The 17326-nt window shown below is 71.7% G+C and carries 11 protein-coding genes and 1 riboswitch; of the genes, 7 read left to right on the top strand and 4 right to left on the bottom strand.

What is annotated here, in order from left to right; translation table 11 throughout:
* Positions 1-60 precede the first annotated feature (60 nt).
* On the top strand, positions 61-528 hold the full coding sequence (locus tag ACIP5K_RS11755; RefSeq protein WP_401408051.1) for an SsgA family sporulation/cell division regulator: 468 nt from the start codon (positions 61-63) through the stop codon (positions 526-528).
* 67 nt (positions 529-595) lie between these two features.
* On the opposite strand, the gene ACIP5K_RS11750 is transcribed toward ACIP5K_RS11755, so the two are convergent.
* Positions 596-1951: a YibE/F family protein gene (locus ACIP5K_RS11750; protein ID WP_401408049.1), complete on the bottom strand. Its 1356-nt coding sequence runs from the start codon at positions 1949-1951 to the stop codon at positions 596-598.
* A gap of 71 nt (positions 1952-2022) precedes the next feature.
* Positions 2023-2178, top strand: a riboswitch (TPP riboswitch).
* Between ACIP5K_RS11750 and thiC the strand changes: the two genes are divergently transcribed.
* A complete protein-coding gene (thiC, locus tag ACIP5K_RS11745; protein ID WP_401408047.1) occupies positions 2171-3973 on the top strand; it encodes a phosphomethylpyrimidine synthase ThiC in 1803 nt (600 codons plus the stop codon). (Overlaps the previous riboswitch by 8 nt.)
* Before the next feature lie 83 nt (positions 3974-4056).
* Here thiC and ACIP5K_RS11740 read toward each other — a convergent pair whose 3' ends face one another.
* The 3 genes from ACIP5K_RS11740 to ACIP5K_RS11730 form a co-directional block, all read right to left on the bottom strand.
* Positions 4057-4938: a hypothetical protein gene (locus ACIP5K_RS11740; RefSeq protein ID WP_401408045.1), complete on the bottom strand. Its 882-nt coding sequence runs from the start codon at positions 4936-4938 to the stop codon at positions 4057-4059.
* 183 nt (positions 4939-5121) lie between these two features.
* Complete coding sequence (locus ACIP5K_RS11735) at positions 5122-6201, bottom strand: metallophosphoesterase family protein (RefSeq protein ID WP_401408043.1); 1080 nt, start codon at positions 6199-6201, stop codon at positions 5122-5124.
* Positions 6202-6427: 226 nt separating this feature from the next.
* Positions 6428-7540, bottom strand: coding sequence for a LacI family DNA-binding transcriptional regulator (locus ACIP5K_RS11730; RefSeq protein WP_353943606.1), 1113 nt, complete (start codon positions 7538-7540; stop codon positions 6428-6430).
* Between the two features lie 377 nt (positions 7541-7917).
* Here ACIP5K_RS11730 and hisC point away from each other — a divergent pair, with 377 nt between their 5' ends.
* From hisC to ACIP5K_RS11705, 5 genes are all read left to right on the top strand, one after another.
* The gene (hisC, locus tag ACIP5K_RS11725) at positions 7918-8997 is read left to right on the top strand and encodes a histidinol-phosphate transaminase (protein WP_401408040.1); all 1080 of its coding nucleotides are present in this window, start codon (positions 7918-7920) and stop codon (positions 8995-8997) included.
* A gap of 258 nt (positions 8998-9255) precedes the next feature.
* Complete coding sequence (locus tag ACIP5K_RS11720) at positions 9256-10761, top strand: cytochrome ubiquinol oxidase subunit I (RefSeq protein ID WP_401408038.1); 1506 nt, start codon at positions 9256-9258, stop codon at positions 10759-10761.
* A 21-nt stretch (positions 10762-10782) separates the two neighbouring features.
* A complete protein-coding gene (gene cydB / locus ACIP5K_RS11715; RefSeq protein WP_401408036.1) occupies positions 10783-11787 on the top strand; it encodes a cytochrome d ubiquinol oxidase subunit II in 1005 nt (334 codons plus the stop codon).
* A gap of 55 nt (positions 11788-11842) precedes the next feature.
* The gene (cydD, locus tag ACIP5K_RS11710) at positions 11843-15370 is read left to right on the top strand and encodes a thiol reductant ABC exporter subunit CydD (RefSeq protein WP_401408034.1); all 3528 of its coding nucleotides are present in this window, start codon (positions 11843-11845) and stop codon (positions 15368-15370) included.
* 110 nt (positions 15371-15480) lie between these two features.
* Positions 15481-17214: a GAF domain-containing protein gene (locus ACIP5K_RS11705; protein WP_401408032.1), complete on the top strand. Its 1734-nt coding sequence runs from the start codon at positions 15481-15483 to the stop codon at positions 17212-17214.
* Positions 17215-17326 lie beyond the last annotated feature (112 nt).

The following is a 17326-nucleotide window of genomic DNA, read 5'->3' as shown; positions in this document are numbered from 1 at the left end:
TGCCAGCAGTGTCAGGAAGGGTATTCCTGGCCAATCGACGGCAAGTTGACGGGGTAGGCGATGCGCGAGTCGGTCCAAGCAGTTCAGGCAGAGGTCATGATGAGCTTCCTCGTCTCCGAGGAACTCGCTTTCCGTATCCCGGTGGAGCTCCGGTACGAGTCCACCGATCCGTACGCCGTGCGGCTGACCTTCCATCTCCCCGGAGACGCGCCCGTGACCTGGGCGTTCGGCCGGGAGCTCCTCGTCGACGGGGTCAACGGCGCGACGGGCGACGGCGATGTGCGGGTCTCCCCCGTCGAGCTGTCGGGGAGCGGTTCCACCACCGAGCTGCCGGGCGAGGTCCACATCCGGCTCCAGGTGGGCACCGATCAGGCGCTGTTCCGGGCCGGGGTCGCGCCGATCATCGCCTTCCTCGACCGCACCGACAAGCTGGTGCCGCTCGGTCATGAACAGGCCCTCGCCGACTTCGAGGCGGACCTCGACGAGGCGCTGGACCGGATCCTGGCCGAGGAACAGAGCGCCGGCTGACTCCCCCGGCCCGGCGCACCGTCGACGTCACGCTTCAGCGGCGCGGTGCACCCGAGCGGTTCCGCGCTCACCCCTTGCGCCGTCGGCCCCTGCCACCGCGTGCGGGAGCGGTCCTGGCGGGGCCCTGCGGGCCCGGCCGGTCGGCGGAGACCACCAGTGCGGCCAGCGCCGTCGTCACCGGCACGGAGGCGACCAGACCGATCGAGCCGACCAGCGTGCGGACGATCTCCTCGGCCACCAGCTCGCTGTTGGCCACGTCCGACACGCTGCTCTGCGCGATCGAGAACAGCAGCAGCAGCGGCAGCGCAGCGCCCGCGTACGCCAGGACCAGGGTGTTGACGACCGACGCGATGTGGTCGCGGCCGATCCGGATGCCCGCGCGGTACAGGCCGCGCCAGCCCATCGACGGGTTGGCCTCGTGCAGCTCCCAGACCGCCGACGTCTGGGTGACGGTCACGTCGTCGAGCACGCCGAGCGAGCCGATGATGACGCCGGCCAGCAGCAGCCCGCTCATGTCGATGTCCGGATACAGCCCGTGGATCAGGCCGGTGTTGTCGTCCGTGTTGCCGGTCAGAGCGGCCCAGCCGATGAACAGCGAGCCCAGCAGCCCGATCAGCACCAGGGAGACCAGGGTGCCCAGGACGGCGACGGAGGTCCGCGCCGACAGGCCGTGGCACATGTAGAGGGCGATCAGCATGATGGCGCTGGCCCCGACGACCGCCACCACCAGGGGATTCGAGCCCTGGAGGATCGCGGGCAGGATGAAGAGCGTCAGCACCAGGAAGCTGACCGCGAGCGCGACCAGCGCCATGACGCCCCGCAGCCGCCCGACCAGCACCACGGCCAGGGCGAAGATCCCGGCCAGCAGCACCATCGGGATCTTGCGATTCACATCGGTGACCGAGTACTGCAAATTCTCCGGGGCGTCCGGCGCGTAGGCCACGATCACCTTCTGGCCCCCGCGCAACTGCCGTGGCGAGTCCGGCTGGACGACCTCCGTGAACGTACGGCCCCTGTCCTTGCCGGTGTTGATCCGGATCGTCGCGTTCTCGCAGGTGCCGCGGGCCTGTTGCCGCGCGGCGGACCCCTCGGCCGTGGAGGCGTCACCGGCCGGGGCGTTCCCCGAGGCGTTCACGGACGCACAGGAGACCTTCTCGACGGCGGCCACCGTGGCCTGCTGCGTCTGCCGGTCGAAGCCGACCCCCGTGCGCTGGTGGGACGGCGCGCCGCCGGGCCACAGCACCGCGAGGCCCACCACCACCGCCACGGAGAACGGGATCAGGACCGCCGCGATGACCTTCCGCAGGTGCCGGGAGACCGGGGCCGCCGGCCCGTGACTGTGGGAGTGGCCGTGCCCTCCCTCGGACGGGCCGTGTCCATGGGGCGGCGAGGGCGGCGGAGGCGGCTGCTGGGTGCTGGTCACCGACCGATCATCGCAAGAACGACGGGGGCCCTCTGTTCAACGCGTCCGAAGGGGCGCTAGCGTGGAGGCACCTTTGCACACGCGGGAGCTCGGAGCACCGGGCTGAGAGGGCGCTGACCTTCATCACACGGCGTGTTTCACGTGAAACACGCGGATGAGGACGGCTGCGTCGACCGCCGAACCTGTTACCGGGTAATGCCGGCGTAGGGAGTAGGTCTCATGACCACAACGGACGCACGCACGCCTGCCTTCGACCAGGGTGAGAACCCCGGGGAGGCCGGGAAGTCCATCGGCTGGCACAAGGGATACGTGACGGGCCCCGCGGGCTCGCGCCCCGACCTCAAGGTGCCGGTCCGTCAGGTGCATCTCACCAACGGGCAGTCGGTCACGCTGTACGACACCTCGGGCCCGTACACCGATCCGACCGTCGACACCGATGTCCGCCGGGGGCTGGCCCCCCTGCGGGAGAACTGGATCATTGCCCGCGGCGACACCGAGGAGTACGCGGGACGCCCCGTCCGCCCCGAGGACGACGGCATCAAGCACACCTCGCCGCGCGGCGGACTGCGCAACCTGGACGCGGTCTTCCCCGGCCGCCCGCGCCAGCCGCGCCGCGGCCGCGCCGGGCAGGCGGTGACCCAACTCGCGTACGCACGCCGGGGCGAGATCACCCCGGAGATGGAGTTCGTGGCCCTCCGGGAGAACGTCGCGCCCGAGATCGTCCGCGAGGAGATCGCCGCGGGCCGCGCCGTGCTGCCCGCGAACGTGAACCACCCGGAGATCGAGCCGATGATCATCGGCAAGCGGTTCCTGGTGAAGGTCAACGCCAACATCGGCAACTCCGCCGTCACCTCGTCCATCGAGGAGGAGGTGGAGAAGATGACCTGGGCGACCCGCTGGGGCGCCGACACCGTCATGGACCTCTCCACCGGCCGCAACATCCACACCACGCGCGAGTGGGTGCTGCGCAACTCCCCCGTCCCGATCGGCACCGTGCCGCTCTACCAGGCCCTCGAAAAGGTCGACGGCCGGGCCGAGGAGCTGACCTGGGAGATCTACAAGGACACGGTCGTCGAACAGGCCGAGCAGGGCGTCGACTACATGACCGTGCACGCCGGGGTCCGCCTGCCGTACGTCCCGCTGACGGCCAACCGCAAGACCGGGATCGTCTCGCGCGGCGGCTCGATCATGGCCGCCTGGTGCCTCGCGCACCACAGGGAGAGCTTCCTCTACGAGCACTTCGAGGAGCTGTGCGAGATCCTCGCCGCCTACGACGTCACGTACTCGCTCGGCGACGGCCTGCGCCCCGGCTCCATCGCGGACGCCAACGACGAGGCGCAGTTCGCCGAGCTGCGCACCCTCGGTGAACTGAACACGATCGCCAAGCGGCACCACGTGCAGACGATGATCGAGGGTCCGGGCCACGTCCCGATGCACAAGATCAAGGAGAACATCGACCTCCAGCAGGAGATCTGCGAGGAGGCGCCGTTCTACACGCTCGGCCCGCTGACCACCGATGTCGCCCCGGCCTACGACCACATCACGTCCGGGATCGGCGCCGCGATGATCGCCTGGTGGGGCACGGCGATGCTCTGCTACGTCACGCCCAAGGAGCACCTGGGCCTGCCGAACCGGGACGACGTGAAGACCGGCGTCATCACCTACAAGATCGCCGCGCACGCGGCCGACCTCGCCAAGGGGCACCCCGGCGCGCAGGAGTGGGACGACGCGCTGTCCGACGCCCGCTTCGAGTTCCGGTGGGAGGACCAGTTCAACCTGGCCCTCGACCCGGACACGGCGCGCGAGTTCCACGACGAGACGCTGCCGGCCGAGCCCGCGAAGACCGCGCACTTCTGCTCGATGTGCGGTCCGAAGTTCTGCTCGATGAAGATCTCCCAGGACATCCGGCGCGAGCACGGCACGGCCCTGGCGGACCGGTCCGAGATCGAGGCGGGCATGGAGCAGAAGTCGAAGGAGTTCGCGCAGGCGGGCAACCGCGTGTATCTGCCGATCGCCGACTGACCCGTACGGACGCGCGCGACCGCGGCCCGGGGCCCGTGCACCTCGCCCCGGGCCGGGGTCGCGGCCCCGCGCCCGCCGGACGGTCAGTCGGGCCGGTGCTCGGGGCCGCCGAAGTCCGGGCTGGAGAAGTCCGGGCTCGAGTACCCCGCGCGCTGTCCGGTGGCGGTGCCGCCGCCGTCCGGGCTGCTGAATCCCGGCCGGTTGTAGCCGAGCTGGGGCATCCGGCCGGTGGCGCCGGTCCGGCCCGCGCCGCGTGTGCCGCCGCCCGCGGACGGGTCGGCGAGAGCCTCCCGCAGGAACGGCAGGATGCCGCGCTCCAGGAGCGCCGTGGCCCAGGCCTCCCTGGCGCGCTCCACCCGCTCGTTCGCCACGCCGTGGCTGCCGGCCTGGAGCGAGGTCGCTCCGTTGCGCAGGGCGGCCAGCAGCAGGCACACCGCGGCGACGAGGATGCCCGCCGCGGCGAGCGCCCCGAAGATCCAGCCGGCCGTGAGCAGCGTGCCGGCGAAGTCGGGTGGCGGGTTGAGCATTTTCAGGATGTAGCCGACCAGCAGGAAGATCGCGGCGGCCGTCCCCGCGAGCACCGGGAAGAGGACGACGGCGACCGCGGCGATGCCGGGTCCGGTCGTCTCCGCGACCTCACTCACGGTGGCGGCGAAACCCAGGGGGGTGCCGCCTCTGTCGTCCGGGATCGTGCCGGAGGTGCCTCCTTCGTCGAGCGGTCGCGGCCGCGGGGAGGTACGCAGATCCTCGCGGACCGACAGGTAGTGCTGGTACTCGCCGGCGGCCGCGGAAGTGATCAACGCCGCCGCGTTGAGTGCCATGGTGCGCAGTTGTTCGGGGTTGAGCCGCTGGCCCACTGCGGCGAGTTCAGGCCGGTTCGGTGCGGTACGCAGCGCCTCATCGAGGATCCGCTCGAACTCGGGGCGGTCCTCGTTCAGCAAATGCGGAGCGCTGTTCATGTGCATCCCCCGATGCTCCGTAGGGCTTGGTGGCCCGCATGGGTGCGGGCCGTCGGGCAGAAACGGAGGGGAGCCTGCTACGGATAAGCCGATGGTAGAGCTGCCACGGCCGGCGGTGACAGGGGGTTTCCGGAAATTGGCCCGGTGGCCAGAGGAATCCTCCGGTTACCGCGGACTTTCGATCAACTGTCAGATATCCATCGGCAGTTGCTGGACCAGGAGTTTTCCGGCCATGGTCACACCACCGTCCATCGCGATGGCGAGCCCGCCCGCGTACACGTGCGGTCCCTCGACGGCCGGCCGGCCGGGGCCCTCCTCGGCGTCGTCGCCGCCGGACTCGCCGCCGACCTGGCCCAGGAGGTACGGGATCGGGCTGTGGCCGTGCACCACGCGGCTGCCGCCGAAGGCGCCGAGCAGGTCGCGGACGGCGCCGGGGCCGGACTCCTCGTCCCGGAACGCGAACCGCTTGGTGAACTTGCGGAACAGGTCCCAGCACTCGTCCGCGTCGTTGCGCGTGAGGGTCTCGCGGATGGTGTCGTTGACGGCCTCGATGGAGTCGCCGTAGTCCAGGTACGACAGGGTGTCGGAGTGCATCAGCAGGTGGTCGTCCTCGATCTCGATGGCGTCGAGCCGGGACATCCATTGCAGGTGGACGTCCTGAAGACGGTCCATGTCGTACTTCTGTCCGCCGTTGAGGAGCCAGGCGGCCTGGAAGGTGGCCGTGCCCGCCCCGGAGTGCACGGGGGTGTCGCCGAACCGCTTGGCGCCGAGCAGCAGCAGCTCGTGGTTGCCCATGAGCGCCTTGCAGTAGCCGCCCGCGGCCGCGGCCTCGGCGGAGAGCCGCATGACCAGGTCGATGACGCCGATGCCGTCGGGCCCGCGGTCGGTGAAGTCGCCGAGGAACCACAGGCGCGCGGTGCCCGCCGCCCAGTTGCCCTCGGCGTCGATCAGGCCCTTCTCCTGGAGGGCGGCGATCAGCTCGTCGAGGTAGCCGTGCACATCGCCGACGACGAACAGCGGGCCGGGCCCCTCGCCCGTCGCGGGAGCGGGCTGCGGGAGGTCGCCGGGGACCGGATCGGTGCGGCTGATGACCGGCAGATCGCGCTCCGTCGGCGTGTAGCCCTCCGGGAATCCCTCGGGATTCTCCGCTCCGGGGGCGGGCTCGGTCGTCATCGCGTTCGCCGGTACGTCATGGACGTACGCGGGAACGCGGAAGTCACGCAGCGTCTCCGTGCGCGCTGCGGGTCCTTGACCGGCCCCCTGAGTCATCGACCCCTCCACCATTGCGCCGCCTGTGCACCGGATCGGACTGCCTGGTCGCAGCGGCCCGCGGTGTCGTGCGCCCATCATAGGAATGCGGCTCGCGCTGTGTGATGCACCAGGGGTGGTGAATCGGTGACGGGGGGCTGTTCGCCCCTCTTTTCTCCCGAATTGGTGCGGACTTTTCCTCGCTGAATTCCGGGCCGGTCCACGGTCGCGGGCCGGCCCGGAGCGGTCAGCCCTGTTTCGGGGAGCGCGGTGGGCTGACCGTGGTGCGGGACGCGCGGCGCATCGAGGACGTCCGCACGATCAGCTCCGTCGGTATCACCTGCTCGACCGGCTGGTCGGACTCCAGGCCCTCGATGGCGTCGATGAGCAGCTGGACGACGGCCGTGCCGATGCGGCGCGGCTTGAGGGACAGGGTGGTGATGGGCGGCTCGGTGTTCGCGTACACGTTCGACTCGCTGCAACAGACGAGCAGCAGGTCCTCGGGGACGCGCAGGCCGTAGCGCCGGGCCGCGGCGAGCAGGTCCGTGCCGTTGGGGTCGAAGAGGCCGTACACCGCGTCGGGGCGGTCGGGCCGGGCGAGCAGCCGGTCGGCGGCGACGGCGCCCGCGCACGGGTCGTGCGCGGGGTACGACTCGTAGACCGGCTCCTGCCCGATCCGCTCGCACCAGCGCAGGTACGCGGAGGTGGAGAGGTGGGTGTAGGTGTCGGTGGTGGTGCCCGTGAGCAGGCCGATGCGGCGGGCGCCGGCCTCGGCGAGGTGGTCGAGGATGCCCAGTACGGCGGCCTCGTGGTCGTTGTCGACCCAGGCGGTCACCGGCAGGGTGCCTCCGGGGCGTCCGTCCGAGACGACGGGCAGGCCCTGGCGGACCAGCTCGCTGACGACCGGATCGTGGTCGGAGGGGTCGATGACGACGGTGCCGTCCAGGGCGACGTTCGACCAGACGTCGTGTCGTGAGGTGGCGGGCAGGATGACGAGGGCGTAGCCGCGGGCGAGCGCCGCCGAGGTCGCGGCTCTGGCCATCTCCGCGAAGTACGCGAATTCGGTGAAGGTGAAAGGTTCATCCCCGTAGGTCGTCACGGTCAGGCCGATGAGGCCGGACTTGCCGGTACGGAGCGTTCGGGCCGCTGCGGAGGGGCGGTAGCCCAGCCGGTCGGCGACCTCGCGGACGTGGCGTCGGGTGGCGTCGGGAAGCCGGCCCTTGCCGTTGAGTGCATCGGAGACAGTCGTGATGGAGACCCCCGCGGCGGCGGCGACATCTCTGATGCCCGCTCTGCCCGGCCGGGTGCCTCTGCGGGTCGTCTCCGCCCGGCTCACCTGGTGCTTCCCTGCTGCTGTCATGGCGAGCCGATAGTAGGGCTCATGCGGCTGCATGGCGGGGGCGCATATGCCGGGGTTGACAGGCACGTTTCTGCAAGGTGATGAACCGTCAATGACCTTGGAATCGAGGGGAGTTGGTAGCCAACACACTAGTACGTCGCTTGTCGGCACGCATGAGCCTGCCAAGTCGACGATGTTGCGAACAGGTCTCAACTCACCTTCACGGGTGATGCGCGCCACGGCGCGAGCCACCGGCGCGCGCCAGTACGTGGAGCGCTCCCCCCTCGCCGTACGCCGCACCCGTCCCGGAGGAACCGGGAGGCGCCGGCCCATTGGGAGCGGTGGCGAATCCTCTTAAGGTGAGCAGTATTGGAACGGTGGCCACAAGGAGGACAGCGGTGAGCGAGACCAACCCGAAGCTGCGCGCGGAGCTGGCGGGCATTCCCGCCTACAAGCCGGGCAAGCCCGCGGCCGTCGGGGGCCCGGTGGCGTACAAGCTCTCCTCCAACGAGAACCCGTATCCGCCGCTCCCCGGGGTCATGGAGCGGGCGATCGCCGCGGCCGGGGCGTTCAACCGCTACCCGGACATGGCCTGCACCGGCCTGCTGAACGAGCTGGCGGACCGCTTCGGGGTGCCGGTGACGCACCTGGCCACCGGCACCGGCTCGGTCGGCGTGGCCCAGCAGCTGCTCCAGGCCACCAGCGGACCGGGCGACGAGGTGATCTACGCCTGGCGGTCCTTCGAGGCCTACCCGATCATCACGCAGATCAGCGGCGCGACCTCGGTGCGGGTGCCGCTGACCGGCGACGAGGTGCACGACCTCGACGCGATGGCCGACGCCATCACCGACCGCACGCGGCTGATCTTCGTCTGCAACCCCAACAACCCCACCGGCACCGTGGTGCGCCGCGCGGAGCTGGAACGGTTCCTCGACCGGGTGCCCGCCGACGTCCTGGTGGTGCTCGACGAGGCGTACCGGGAGTTCATCCGCGACCCCGAGGTGCCGGACGGCGTGGAGATCTACCGGGACCGGCCGAACGTGGCGGTGCTGCGGACCTTCTCCAAGGCGTACGGCCTCGCCGGCCTGCGGGTCGGTTTCGCCATCGCGCACGAGCCGGTGGCGGCCGCGCTGCGCCAGACGGCGGTGCCGTTCGGGGTGAGCCAGCTCGCGCAGGACGCGGCGGTGGCCTCGCTGCGCATGGAGGACGAGCTGCTCGGCCGGGTCGGCTCGCTGGTGTCCGAGCGCACCCGGGTCGTGGGCGCGCTGCGCGCGCAGGGCTGGATCGTGCCCGAGACGCAGGCCAACTTCGTGTGGCTGCGGCTGGGGGAGCGCACCCTGGACTTCGCGGCGGCCTGCGAGGCGGCCGGGGTGGTCGTCCGGCCGTTCGCCGGTGAGGGGATGCGGGCCACGATCGGGGAGACCGAGGCCAATGACATCTTCCTCCAGGCGGCGGAGACGTTCCGCAAGGAGCTGTAGCCGAGGCCGGGAGGCGCGGGCGGACGGCCGGCCGGGGAGCGTGCACCAGCGCTCCCCGGCCGGCCGTCCGCCGTTCCCGGTGCTGCCCGTGTGGCGTTGCTCGCAGTGGGGGGACCCCCCTTCGGATCCCGACAGCCAGTACGACATAATGCTTGTGAATGTGAACGCGTTCACAAGCGTGTCCCGGTTCCTCCCGGGATTTGTGGGATTAAAGGGGCAAACTGCCGCTGTGACCACAGCGATGTAAGGAGAGACGCAGTGGACCTGGCTCTGGCGCCGGAGACCCTGGCGCGATGGCAGTTCGGCATTACGACCGTCTACCACTTCCTGTTCGTCCCCCTGACGATCTCGCTGGCGGCGCTGGTCGCCGGGCTGGAGACCGCCTGGGTGCGGACAGGCAAAGAGAAGTACCTCAGGGCCACGAAGTTCTGGGGAAAGCTCTTCCTGATCAACATCGCGATGGGAGTCGTCACCGGCATCGTGCAGGAGTTCCAGTTCGGCATGAACTGGTCGGACTACTCCCGCTTCGTCGGTGACATCTTCGGGGCGCCGCTCGCCTTCGAGGCCCTGATCGCCTTCTTCTTCGAGTCGACCTTCATCGGCCTGTGGATCTTCGGCTGGGACAAGCTGCCCAAGAAGATCCACCTGGCCTGCATCTGGATGGTCTCGATCGGCACGATCCTGTCGGCGTACTTCATCCTGGCGGCCAACTCCTGGATGCAGCACCCGGTCGGCTACCGGTACAACAAGGCCAACGGCCGCGCCGAGCTGACCGACTTCTGGCACGTGCTCACCCAGAACACGGCGCTCACCCAGGCCTTCCACACCCTGACCGCCTCCTTCCTCACGGGCGGCGCGTTCATGGTCGGCATCGCCGCCTTCCACCTGGCGCGCAAGAAGCACATCGTCACGATGAAGACGTCGCTGCGCCTCGGTCTGATCACCGTGATCGTCGGCGGTCTGCTCACCGCCGTCAGCGGCGACCAGCTCGGCAAGGTCATGTTCAAGCAGCAGCCCATGAAGATGGCCGCCGCCGAGGCGCTGTGGGACGGACAGAACTCCGCGCCGTTCTCGGTGTTCGCGTACGGCGACGTCAGCCAGGGACACAACTCCGTCGAGCTGTCGATCCCCGGGATACTGTCCTTCCTCGCCGACGACAACTTCACCTCGTACATCCCCGGCATCAACGACACCAACAAGGCCGAGCAGGAGAAGTACGGGCCCGGCGACTACCGCCCGATCATCCCCGTCACCTTCTGGGCCTTCCGCTGGATGATCGGCTTCGGGATGGCGTCCTTCGCCCTCGGCATCGTCGGACTCTGGCTCACCCGCAAGAAGTTCATGCTGCCCCAGCACCTGCGGGTGGGTGAGGACGAGGTGCCGCACCTCGTGCTCTTCAAGAACAAGGCGCTCAGCCCGAAGTTCGCCAGGCTCTACTGGCTCGCCGCCCTGTGGACGATCGGGTTCCCGCTGATCGCCAACTCCTGGGGCTGGATCTTCACCGAGATGGGCCGGCAGCCGTGGGTCGTCTACGGCGTGCTGCAAACCCGTGACGCGGTCTCCCCCAGCGTCTCGCAGGGCGAGGTGATCACCTCGATGACCGTCTTCACCCTGCTGTACGCGGTGCTCGCCGTGATCGAGGTCAAGCTGCTCGTGAAGTACATCAAGGCCGGGCCCCCCGAGCTGACCGACGACGACCTCAACCCGCCCACCAGGATCGGCGGGGACCGGGACGCCGACAAGCCGATGGCCTTCTCGTACTGAGGCCCAGGGAGCGCATCTGTCATGGAACTTCACGACGTCTGGTTCGTCCTCATCGCGGTCCTGTGGATCGGATACTTCTTCCTGGAGGGATTCGACTTCGGGGTCGGCATCCTCACCAAGCTGCTGGCCCGTGACCGCACCGAGAAGCGCGTCCTGATCAACACGATCGGACCGGTCTGGGACGGCAACGAGGTCTGGCTGCTGTCCGCCGGCGGCGCGACCTTCGCCGCCTTCCCCGAGTGGTACGCCACGCTCTTCTCCGGCTTCTACCTGCCCCTGCTGATCATCCTGGTCTGCCTCATCGTCCGGGGCGTCGCCTTCGAGTACCGGGCGAAGCGGCCGGAGGACAAGTGGCAGACGAACTGGGAACACGCCATCTTCTGGACCTCGTTGATCCCGGCGCTGCTGTGGGGTGTGGCCTTCGGCAACATCGTGCGCGGCGTGAAGATCGACGAGAACTTCGAGTACGTCGGCAACTTCTGGGACCTGCTCAACCCGTACGCGATCCTCGGCGGCCTGGTCACCCTGACGCTGTTCACCTTCCACGGCGCGGTGTTCACCGCCCTGAAGACGGTGGGCGACATCCGGATGCGGGCCAGGCGGCTGGCGCTCGTGGTCGGTCTGCTGACCGCGGTGTTCGCGCTCGTCTTCCTGATCTGGACCCAGGTGCACACCGGCGACGGCTGGTCGCTCGGCGCGATGATCGTGGCCGTGGTCACCCTGGTCGGAGCGCTCGGCGCCATCAGGATGGGGCGTGAGGGCTGGTCGTTCGCGCTGTCCGGCGTCACCATCGCGGCGGCCGTCGCGATGCTCTTCCTGGCGCTGTTCCCGGACGTCATGCCGTCCTCGCTCGACCCGGACTGGAGCCTGACGGCCTCCAACGCGTCGTCCAGCCCGTACACCCTGAAGATCATGACCTGGTGCGCGGGGATCGCGACCCCGATCGTGCTGCTCTACCAGGGCTGGACCTACTGGGTGTTCCGCAAGCGGATCGGCACGCACCACATCGCCGACGCCGCGCACTGAGCACCGGCCCGCCCGCCCCCGCACTCCGACCCGCCTACGTGAGGGTGTGTTTCACGTGAAACCGATCGACCAGCGTCTGTTCCGGTACGCCCGGGCCACCCGTGTCTTCCTGATCGCGGTGGTCGTCCTCGGCGCCGTCGGGGCGGGCCTGGTCATCGCTCAGGCGATGCTCATCGCCGAGGTGGTGGTGGGGGCCTTCCAGCACGGGTTCGACGCGGGGCGGCTCGCCACCCCGCTGCTGCTCCTCGCGGCGGTCGCCGCCGGGCGCGGGCTGGTGGCCTGGGTGACCGAGCTGGCCGCGCACCGGGCGAGCGCGGCGGTCAAGTCCGAGCTGCGCGGACGGCTCCTGGAGCGCGCCGCGCGGCTCGGCCCGGGGTGGCTCGCGGGCCAGCGCACCGGTTCGCTGGTGGCGCTCGCCACGCGGGGCGTGGACGCGCTGGACGACTACTTCTCGCGCTACCTGCCGCAGCTGGGGCTCGCGGTGGTGGTTCCGGTGGCCGTACTCGTCCGCGTCGTCACCGAGGACTGGGTGTCGGCGGCGATCATCGTCGGCACGCTGCCCCTCATCCCCGTCTTCATGATGCTCATCGGCTGGGCCACCCAGTCCCGGATGGACCGGCAGTGGCGGCTGCTGTCCCGGCTGTCGGGGCACTTCCTCGACGTGGTCGCGGGCCTGCCGACCCTGAAGGTGTTCGGCCGCGCCAAGGCGCAGGCCGAATCCATCCGCAAGATCACCGGCGAGTACCGCAGGGCGACCGTGCGCACCCTGCGGATCGCCTTCCTGTCGTCGTTCGCGCTGGAACTGCTCGCGACGCTCTCCGTCGCGCTGGTGGCCGTCACCATCGGCATGCGGCTCGTGCACGGCGAAATGGACCTGTACGTGGGCCTGGTGATCCTCGTGCTCGCGCCCGAGGCGTATCTGCCGCTGCGGCAGGTGGGCGCCCAGTTCCACGCGGCGGCCGAGGGGCTCGCGGCGGCGGAGGAGATCTTCGCCGTACTGGAGACCCCGCTGCCCGAGAGCGGCACGCGGGAGGTCCCCGCGGGCGGGGGCCTGGCCCTCGACCGGGTGACGGTCCGCCACGAGGGACGGGACGCGGACGCGGTCCGCGGCGTCTCCTTCGAGGTGGCCGAAGGGGAGACGGTCGCCCTCGTGGGACCCAGCGGGGCGGGCAAGTCGACCCTGCTCGGCGCGCTGCTCGGCTTCGTCCGGCCGTCGGCCGGCCGGGTCCTGGTGGGCGGCGCCGACCTGGCGGACCTGTCGCGGGACGCGTGGCACGCGCGCGTGGCGTGGGTTCCGCAGCGGCCGCAGCTGTACGCGGGGTCGATCGCCGACAACGTGCGGCTCGCGCGCCCCGGCGCCGACGACGCCGCGGTGCGCGGCGCCCTGCGGGACGCGGGCGCCCTGGAGTTCGTGGAGGCACTGCCCGCGGGCGTCGCGACCCGGCTCGGCGAGGACGGCGCCGGGCTCTCGGCGGGACAGCGGCAACGGCTCGCCCTGGCCCGCGCCTTCCTCGCCGACCGGCCGGTGGTGCTGCTCGACGAGCCGACCGCCGCCCTGGACGGCGAGACCGAGGCGGGCATCGTCGAGGCCGTGCGCAGGCTCGCCGTCGGCCGGACCGTCCTCCTCGTCGTGCACCGGCCCGCGCTGCTCGCCGTGGCCGACCGGGTGGTGCGCGTCGAGGCACCGGACGCGCCGGACGCCGAGCGGGTCGGCCCGGCCCCCGCGGCCCCGGCGCCCGCCGCGGTGCCCGCGCAGCCCGGGCGGCAGGCCGCCGACCGGGCAGGCGAAGCACGCGACGCGCGGCAGGGGCGCCGCCACGTCCTCGCCCGGCTCCGCGCCGCCGCCCGCCCCCGCCGCTCGCGGCTGCTCCTCGCGCTGCTGCTCGGCGCCCTCGCGCTCGGCAGCTCCGTCGGCCTGATGGCCACCTCGGGATGGCTGATCTCGCGGGCCTCCGAGCAGCCGCCGGTGCTCTATCTGATGGTCGCGGTGACGTCCACGCGCGCGTTCGGCATCGGCCGGGCCTGCTTCCGGTACGCGGAGCGGCTGGTCTCGCACGACGCCGTCCTGCGGATGCTGGCCGACACCCGGGTCGCGGTCTACCGCCGTCTGGAGCGGCTCGCGCCCGCCGGACTGCGCACCCGGAGCCGGGGTGACCTGCTGTCCCGCCTCGTCGCCGACGTGGACACGCTCCAGGACTACTGGCTGCGCTGGCTGCTGCCCGCGTCGGTGGCCGCGCTGGTCGGCGCCGGCTCGGTGGCCTTCACCGCCTGGATGCTGCCCGCCGCGGGCGCCGTCCTCGCCGCCGGGCTGCTGCTCGCCGGGGTCGGCGTGCCGCTGCTGACGGGGGCCGTGTCCCGCCGCGCCGAGCGGCGGCTGGCGCCCGCGCGGGGCGTCCTCGCGACCCGCGCCGCCGAACTGCTCACCGGCACCGCCGAGCTGACCGTCGCGGGCGCCCTGCCGCGCCGCACGGCCGAGGCCCGCGAGGCCGACTCCGCGCTGACCCGGATCGCCTCGCGCGCCGCCACCGCGACCGCGCTCGGCGACGGCCTCACCGCGCTGATCACCGGCCTCACCGTGGCCGCGGCCGCGCTCGTCGGCGTCCAGGGCGTCCGCGCGGGCCAGCTCGACGGGGTCGCGCTCGCCGTCGTGGTGCTGACCCCGCTCGCCGCGTTCGAGTCGGTCCTCGGGCTGCCGCTCGCCGTGCAGTACCGCCAGCGCGTCCACCGGAGCGCCGAGCGGGTCTACGAGGTCCTGGACGCCCCCGAGCCCGTACGCGAGCCCGAGCGGCCCGCGCCGGCGCCGCAGGAGCCCTTCCCGCTCGTGGTGCGGGATCTCGGGGCGCGCTACGAGCAAGGGGCGCGGCCCGCGCTCGCGGGCGTCGGGCTGACCCTGGAGCGGGGCCGCCGGGTGGCCGTCGTCGGCCCGTCCGGCTCCGGCAAGACCACCCTCGCGCAGGTGCTGCTGCGCTTCCTCGACCCCGAGACGGGCACGTACACGCTCGGCGGCACGGACGCCCGTGCGCTCGACAGCGACGCCGTGCGCCGGCTGGTCGGGCTCTGCGCCCAGGACGCGCACCTCTTCGACAGCTCCGTGCGCGAGAACCTGCTGCTCGCCAGGCGGGACGCCGGTGAGGGCGAGCTGCGGGCCGTGCTCGGCCGCGTACGGCTGCTGGAGTGGGCGGACGCGCTGCCCGACGGGCTCGACACCCTGGTGGGCGAGCACGCGGCGCGGCTCTCCGGCGGGCAGCGGCAGCGGCTCGCGCTGGCCCGCGCGCTCCTCGCCGACTTCCCCGTCCTCGTCCTGGACGAGCCCGCCGAGCACCTGGACCTGGAGACCGCCGACGCGCTCACCGCGGACCTGCTCGACGCGACCCGGGGACGGGCGACCGTGCTGATCACGCACCGGCTCGCCGGTCTGGACGCCGTCGACGAGGTGATCGTCCTCGACGGCGGGCGCGTCGTGCAGCGCGGCCCCTACGCCGAGCTGGCGGCCGTCGACGGACCCCTGCGGCGGATGCGGGAGCGGGAGGGCGAGACCGATCTGCTGGTGGGCGCGGGGCCGGTGGCCGGCGCCGTGGGATGAGGCGGGGGACGGCCGGCCGGCCCGCCGGGCGCCGTGCGGCGCGGTCCGCGGACGACCCCCGGGACGACCTCGACTTTCCTCGCTAAATAGGACTAACTACTCTCAAGGTCATGGCTGCACCTCCCGACCCCGCCGCACCCGACGCCCAGGCCGACTCCGACGCCGCGGCGGCCGCCGCCCTCGCCACCCGCAGCCTGCAAGGTCTGTCGACCGAGCTGACCGCGCGCGTGCCGCAGCTCCTGGAGGCGATGCGGTCCGTGGGGACCGGCCTGGAGCTGCACACCACCCTCGACCGGATCTGCGAGACCGCCGCCGAGCTGGCGGACGCCACCTACGCGGCGATCGGTGTCGTCTCCGAGGACGGCGACGGGCTCTCCGACTTCGTCTACTACGGCGTCGACGGGGAGGCGGCCGCCCGCATCGGACGGCTGCCCGACGGACACAAGGGGCTGCTCGGCGCGCTCATCCGCGACCCGGGGCCGGTGCGCCTGGCCGACCTCGCGGACGACCCGCGCTCGTGCGGCTTCCCCGCGCACCATCCGCCGATGCGGTCCTTCCTGGGCGTCCCCATCCGCGTACAGGGAGAGATCTTCGGCAACCTGTACCTCACGGAGAAGAACGGCGGCGGCGAGTTCAACGACGACGACCTCAACATGGTCCGGGTGCTCGCCACGGAGGCGGGCATCGCCATCGGCAACGCGCGCCTCTACGAAGCGGCCCGGCAGCGCGAGCGGTGGATCGACGGATCGGTGGCCGTGACCACCGCGCTGCTCTCCGGCGGCGACGCCGAGGACGCCCTCCAGGTCGTCGCCGAACAGGCCCGCCAGCTGTCCGACTCGGCCGCCGGGATCGTGCTGCTGCCCGCCGAGGAGGGCGGCATGGAGATCGTCGCCGTCGCCTCCGACGAGCCGAGCGCCATGCTCGGGGTGATCGTGCCGCCGGAGAGCGAGATCGTCGCCGAACTCCTCGACGGCCACGCCGTCTTCATCGACGACTCGGCCGGCGACCCGCGCGCCATGACCGACCTGGCGGGCGGCTTCGGCCCGGCCATGATGCTGCCGTTGCAGAGCGAGGGACGCGTCCTCGGGACGCTCGTGACGCCACGCGCGCGTGGCGGACGGCCGTTCACCGAGGCGGAGCGCACGCTCGCCACCCAGTTCGCCTCGCAGGCGGCGCTCGCGCTGATGATGGCGGAGGCGCAGCGCGACCGGGAGCGGCTCGCCGTCTTCGAGGACCGGGACCGGATCGCGCGTGACCTGCACGACCTCGTCATCCAGCGGCTCTTCGCCACCGGGATGATGCTGGAGACCGCGCAGCGCCGCTCGGTCGTGCCCGAGGTGCAGGCCGGGATCGGCAAGTCCGTCGACGAGCTGGACACCACCATCCAGGAGATCCGCACCGCCATCTTCGCCCTCCAGCAGGGTCCCGCGGAGGCGCCCTCCGGGCTGCGCACGCGCGTGCTGCGGGAGATCAACATGGCGGCCGTGCCGCTGGGCTTCAAGCCCTCGCACCGCTTCCTCGGCCCGGTCGACACGGTCGTCGGCGAACTCACCGGCAAGAACCTCATCGCCGCCCTCAGGGAGGCGCTGTCGAACGCGTTCCGGCACGCGCGTGCGGACCACATCGACGTCGTCGTGGACGCCGGCACGGTCCTGCCGGACGGGCAGCAGGGCGTACGGCTGACGGTCGCCGACGACGGGGTCGGCATCCCCGAGGGCGGGCGGCGCAGCGGCCTGAAGAACCTCAAGCGGCGGGCGGAGTCGCTGGGTGGCGACAGCTGGTACGGGCCCGGGACCGGGGACGACGGGGGCGGCACGACGGTCGTGTGGCAGGCGCCGTACTGAGAGCGCGGGGGGCGCGGGGCGCGGTGGGCCGTGGTGGGGCGGGGCGGTGTCCGGCGGCGCGGGTCCGGTCCGCCGGGCCCTGATTGGAGGTACGTTTCTGCGCCGTACGGGG

Source organism: Streptomyces sp. NPDC088785 (assembly GCF_044750685.1).
Lineage (GTDB): Bacteria > Actinomycetota > Actinomycetes > Streptomycetales > Streptomycetaceae > Streptomyces.
Note: the sequence above shows the minus strand (reverse complement) of the source record. Positions and strands in the feature narration are given on the sequence as shown.

Bases quoted from the DNA above. Each gene is read 5' to 3' on its own strand.
- ACIP5K_RS11755 (WP_401408051.1), top strand. From the start codon at position 61: ATGCGCGAGTCGGTCCAAGCAGTTCAGGCAGAGGTCATGATGAGCTTC.
- thiC (WP_401408047.1), top strand. From the start codon at position 2,171: ATGACCACAACGGACGCACGCACGCCTGCCTTCGACCAGGGTGAGAAC.
- ACIP5K_RS11740 (WP_401408045.1), bottom strand. From the start codon at position 4,938: ATGCACATGAACAGCGCTCCGCATTTGCTGAACGAGGACCGCCCCGAG.
- ACIP5K_RS11735 (WP_401408043.1), bottom strand. From the start codon at position 6,201: ATGACTCAGGGGGCCGGTCAAGGACCCGCAGCGCGCACGGAGACGCTG.
- ACIP5K_RS11730 (WP_353943606.1), bottom strand. From the start codon at position 7,540: ATGACAGCAGCAGGGAAGCACCAGGTGAGCCGGGCGGAGACGACCCGC.
- cydB (WP_401408036.1), top strand. From the start codon at position 10,783: ATGGAACTTCACGACGTCTGGTTCGTCCTCATCGCGGTCCTGTGGATC.
- ACIP5K_RS11705 (WP_401408032.1), top strand. From the start codon at position 15,481: ATGGCTGCACCTCCCGACCCCGCCGCACCCGACGCCCAGGCCGACTCC.